General features: G+C 47.1%; 6 protein-coding genes. 1 reads left to right on the forward strand and 5 read right to left on the reverse strand.

Annotation, left to right across the window (positions count from 1 at the left end):
- On the forward strand, window positions 1-271 hold a 271-nt coding region (locus AC1DUA_RS24050; RefSeq protein WP_477502170.1), incomplete at its 5' end, for a polysaccharide deacetylase family protein.
- 80 nt (window positions 272-351) lie between these two features.
- On the opposite strand, the gene AC1DUA_RS24055 is transcribed toward AC1DUA_RS24050, so the two are convergent.
- The 5 genes from AC1DUA_RS24055 to AC1DUA_RS24075 form a co-directional block, all read right to left on the reverse strand.
- Window positions 352-810, reverse strand: a complete 459-nt coding sequence (locus AC1DUA_RS24055; RefSeq protein WP_477502171.1) for a Fur family transcriptional regulator — start codon at window positions 808-810, stop codon at window positions 352-354.
- Between the two features lie 210 nt (window positions 811-1,020).
- A complete protein-coding gene (locus AC1DUA_RS24060; RefSeq protein ID WP_477502172.1) occupies window positions 1,021-2,058 on the reverse strand; it encodes a CobW family GTP-binding protein in 1,038 nt (345 codons plus the stop codon).
- An 8-nt stretch (window positions 2,059-2,066) separates the two neighbouring features.
- Entirely contained in the window at window positions 2,067-2,615 is a 549-nt protein-coding gene (locus AC1DUA_RS24065) for a hypothetical protein (RefSeq protein WP_477502173.1), read from the reverse strand.
- A 7-nt stretch (window positions 2,616-2,622) separates the two neighbouring features.
- Window positions 2,623-3,786, reverse strand: coding sequence for a metallophosphoesterase (locus AC1DUA_RS24070; protein ID WP_477502174.1), 1,164 nt, complete (start codon window positions 3,784-3,786; stop codon window positions 2,623-2,625).
- 29 nt (window positions 3,787-3,815) lie between these two features.
- On the reverse strand, window positions 3,816-4,496 hold the full coding sequence (locus AC1DUA_RS24075) for an SOS response-associated peptidase (protein ID WP_477502175.1): 681 nt from the start codon (window positions 4,494-4,496) through the stop codon (window positions 3,816-3,818).
- Window positions 4,497-4,742 lie beyond the last annotated feature (246 nt).

Consider the following 4,742-nt stretch of genomic DNA (forward strand, 5'->3'; position numbering starts at 1 on the left):
GGTCAGATGGGTCGCTGACCACCATTATTTGATCGTGAATTGGAATGTAGATTCCCTTGATTGGAAATCGCTGAACTCGGACCAGGTGCTGAACAACATTATGCAGCAAACGAAGCCCGGTTCTATCATCCTGCAACACTCCGGTGGAGCTGATAGCCAGGATTTGTCGGGGACCGTTCAGGCCATCGGACCGTTAATCACGAAACTCAAAGCAGCCGGCTATACCTTCGTCACCGTACCTGAGCTGCTTCACGTAGCCAAAAGCAAATAAACCGAGAAACGCACCACACGGTGCGCTTCCGGCTTTCTTTTCTGCCAAAAAAAAGCCACGGAACGAAGTTCCATGACTTTTTAATGTTCTATTGGCGCAGCGGTTGCCGACGACTTGCATTCCGCACAATAACCAAATATCTCAAACCGATGACTTTGAATTTCAAAGCTCTCCGGCAAATCTTTGACTAGCTTCATCGGGCAGAATTCGAACGYTACCGTCTTCTCGCAGCCCACACAGATCATATGGTGATGATGGTGGGATAAGCAGCTCGCTTTAAATTTCAATCCGTCAGCCAAATGGAACTGCTCCAGCACGCCCATCTCGCTCAACAATCGAAGATTACGATACACCGTATCGAAACTTACACCAGGATATTTGATTTTCATGTATTCATAAACGTCTTTCGGCGATAAATAACTTCCAGATTCCGCAAATAATGTTGCCAAACTCCTGCRCTGCTCTGTAATTCTCCAGCCCTGCTGAGCCATGGCCTTCAGCATCTCGTCAATCGTATGTGTATGAGTGCCCACTTGCATTACTCCTCTGTCATGAATTGTTCTATTAACATAGTGCAGTAAATTGGCCTCCTACGTCAAGTAGCTGACCATCCATCTTTCGACAAACTTGCCCAATCTGCCTCCCACTCATTATAACACATAATAGTAATAATTATGATTAATACCATAGTTACTGACAATAAAAAGAACCCACAGCTTTATGATCTGGGATTCTTCTTATGAATACACTTATGACTTGGAGTCGCTTTCGGGCATCGATTCTAGTTTCAGCAATGCATCACGCACGACATCTTTCGAGAAATTTTCCCCAATGAATACGGCAACATCAGGCACCTCACCTTTTGGCGTAATTTTGACGAAATCCATTTCCCTGTACGCATATTGAAATAAGAACCGACTAGATGTATCCGAGAAGCTAAGAATTCCTTTAGCACGATACACCTCTTGAGGAAGCTTGCTGACAAACTCTTCAAAAGCGTTACTATCTACGGCACGTTCAAAAAAATGCGTATACGCCATCACATGGCTGTGAGTATGATGATGGTGGCTGCTGTGCTCGTGAGCATGGTCATGTTCTGTGTGTGATGTCCCTCTGGCTGATTCATGATCATGTGAAGTATGCTCGTCAGTCAAATGGGTTGGAGCGTATCCCTCTTCTTCGAGCATTTCAACGAGTCTCATATCAATTTGACTAAAAACAGTAAAATGCAGGGAGGCATGTGGATTCCATTCACGCACAAGTGCATCCACTTCTTCGAGTGCCGTTCCTGTCAACAGATCCGTCTTATTCAAAAGAAGCAAGTTGGCACACCGAATTTGTTCCTTCATGAGGCGATATGTTTTGCCCCTGCTTGTCCGGTTAAGCTCCAGCAATTGCGGAGCATCTACCACGGTGATGACTGCTTTAAGCTCCACTGGAATGATAAGCGAGGCATCTGTTACTTCATCAATGATTTCCATTGGATTCGCGATACCTGTCGATTCTATGAAAATCAAATCAGGCTGTTCCCCGGTTACCAGTTCGTGAAGAGCTGTTGCCAGATCGCCTCGGCTCGAGCAACAGATGCAGCCGCCCAGCAGCTCGGACATCGGCACTTCATTTGCAACCAGCTGCCCATCCAAATTCACTTCACCGATCTCATTCATGATGACAGCCGGCTTTCGCCCCGCTTCGGTAAAATGATCAATCGCTTTGGTTAATAAGGTTGTTTTCCCGCTCCCAAGGAAGCCGGATAATAGATAAACAGTAACTCTTTTCTGTGCCATCGCCTTGACTACCTCCGCTCTTGAATAACTTCAAAGTTTGTGGATAGGATCGGCCATTTCCCTACATGCTGGACGAGAAACGGAAACAGCTTAACCCACAACAAGCTGTTCGTGGGGTCAATTGGCTTCAACGGAAGATCTAAGCGGTCATATAGAATGCTGGCAGCCTCTCGTGCGAGCGCCAAAGCCAAATCCGCTGTTGCGGATAATTCTACGGTTGCCAGGCGAGGGAGATAGTGTTGACTTATAGATTCAGATAGTCGATGCTCGGACAAGTTGCTTGAAGCCATCATTTCTCCCATTCCCGAGCTGACCAAGCGAGCAATTTCTGCTTCGAAGGCATGCGGAATACAATAAATTTCTAGCGCCAGGGCCGCTATGTAAATCTCTTTTATGAGTTCGTCTTCTTTATCTTGCGTTATAACCGGATCTTGTAAATAAGCGGCAACTGCCGGTTTTAGAGAATCCCAACTATTTTCGATGCTTTTCATCGTAAACTGCAGCATGGCGGCAGCTAGTTCAGCTGGTGTGATTTGTTTTTTTTCTGCATCTTGCATGGTAGAATTACTCCTCTTTTCTCTCGTTGCTTGTAAAATGGATGATTAACTCGATAATTTCGGAACGGCTCCCCAGACGAACCGGCGGCCCCCACGTACCAAAGCCAGAGGAAACGATTGCATGCAGATTCCCCTTCTTCAAGTAGCCCCAATCAAGCTCAAAAAGCCTTCTTGTAATAAGGTGATTCGGGCTAATTTGCCCCCTGTGCGTATGTCCTGAAAGCATGACATCAGCGCCCGCCGCCGCCGCTTTATCTAAATGATACGGTTGATGGTCCATAACAATGATAGGCTGACCTAGGTCAGTCCCATCTAACAGGGACGTAAGTGCTTTTCGCCCCTCGGCCGTTCGTTCGGCCGCCTTGTCTTTTCGGCCCACGAGATATAACCGATCTTGGATATGTACAGTTTCATCCAGGAGCACGCGAATACCGATTTTGTCCATCTGTTCGATGAAGGCAGGAATATGGCCACCAATGTATTCATGATTGCCTAGTACGGCATAAATCCCAAGTGGAGCTTGCAATTCTCGCATCGTTGTCCCCATATCATAGCGGATAAACGGTCTGATATCATCATCAATAACATCTCCTGGCAGAAGTATCAAATCCGGCTTTAAGCCGTTAACATGCTTCACCAGCTTTCGCAAATGACGATTACCCACAATTGATCCCAAATGGATGTCAGAAGCCACCGCGATGCGTAACTGCTCCCAGTCGCCTGCTTTTTTCGGAATCGTAATCTCATACTTTCTTAGAATAGGACTGCGTGCATTGTAGGAACCACGAATCATGACGAGCACAATAATCACTACATCTATCCAGCCAAGAATAGGCGTAAATGTAGCAGCAGGTACAGATGCCAGATGAAGCAATCCTGCAGCCACGTCCGTCAACGGCAGCAGCAGAAAACCGAACTGCATGATGGCAAACCAGTAAGAACCGACAATTTTTAATACCATCTTCATACCAGCAGGCAGTACTTTGGAACCAGCCCATGCTAATAGATACGACAAGGCAACAATCCAGAAGACAACCCAATATATGCCTGGATGAAACCAAGGCCCCAACTGGTTGGTTAGAAAAACCTGACCGTGCCAGCCAATGTAACCGTTCAATCCAAAAATAATGGCAAACACTAGGGTGATGCTAAGAATCATACGTATTTTCATTTTACCTCTCCCATTCTCTCTCAATCCGCCTACAGCAGTAGGCTTAACGGTTCTATGCATAACTCATCATCATTGCGTACGTTGCCCACCCGACTAGACACGGGGTACGCATACATATCGTCAGACGGGTATGGCTTCAGCAGCGGGCGCAGCGCATCCGTGTTCGTTATGCTGCGGTCCAACCAAACCGCCTCGGCCTCCCGCGGCAAAATGACGGGCATGCGCTCATGAATATCAACCATCATTTCGTTCGCTTCCGTAGTAATGACGGTGCAAGTGGATATGCGATTGCCATCCGGAGATGTCCATGTGTCATACAGCCCCGCCATACTGAAGATCTCTTTGCTGCGCAGCATTATTCGCATAGGTTGCTTCTGCTTCCCCGTCCCTTTCCAGTCATAGAAGGAGTCTGCCGGAATCAAGCAGCGTTTGCGCTCAAAGGGCTTGCGGAACGCAGGCTTGTCCGCAAGTGTTTCCGACCTTGCATTCAGCATTGAATAGCCTAGCTTCTCGTCTTTCGCCCATTCCGGAACGAGTCCCCAGCGCAGCTCGCCAAGCTTGTTTTTCTCACCGTCATGAACGATCGCCATGACTTGCTGACCGGGTGCCACATTGTATTTGGGGCTGTATCTCGCAGGATATTTGTAATAAATATCATACCGCAGCATCAGCTCCTCTATTGTCACGGTTATTGTATAACGTCCGCACATGACCGCACATCCTTTGCCTTGATATTCCTAGCGAGGGTCTCTGTTTATCGCTTCCCTGTCTAACGTTACAATCTCTCTTCTCCATTATGTGAAAAAGTGATGCTCACGTCAATTCGCACAGCCCGAGGAGTGTTCTCCATCGGGCTGCCGGTTGCGTTATATCCTCTTAGTATACATCATGGACTAAGCTTTGTATTCGTCACCTTTTTTGTACATGCTTGCGACGAAGTGATCAATATATCTGGC

The organism is Paenibacillus sp. 01T422 (assembly GCF_056398785.1).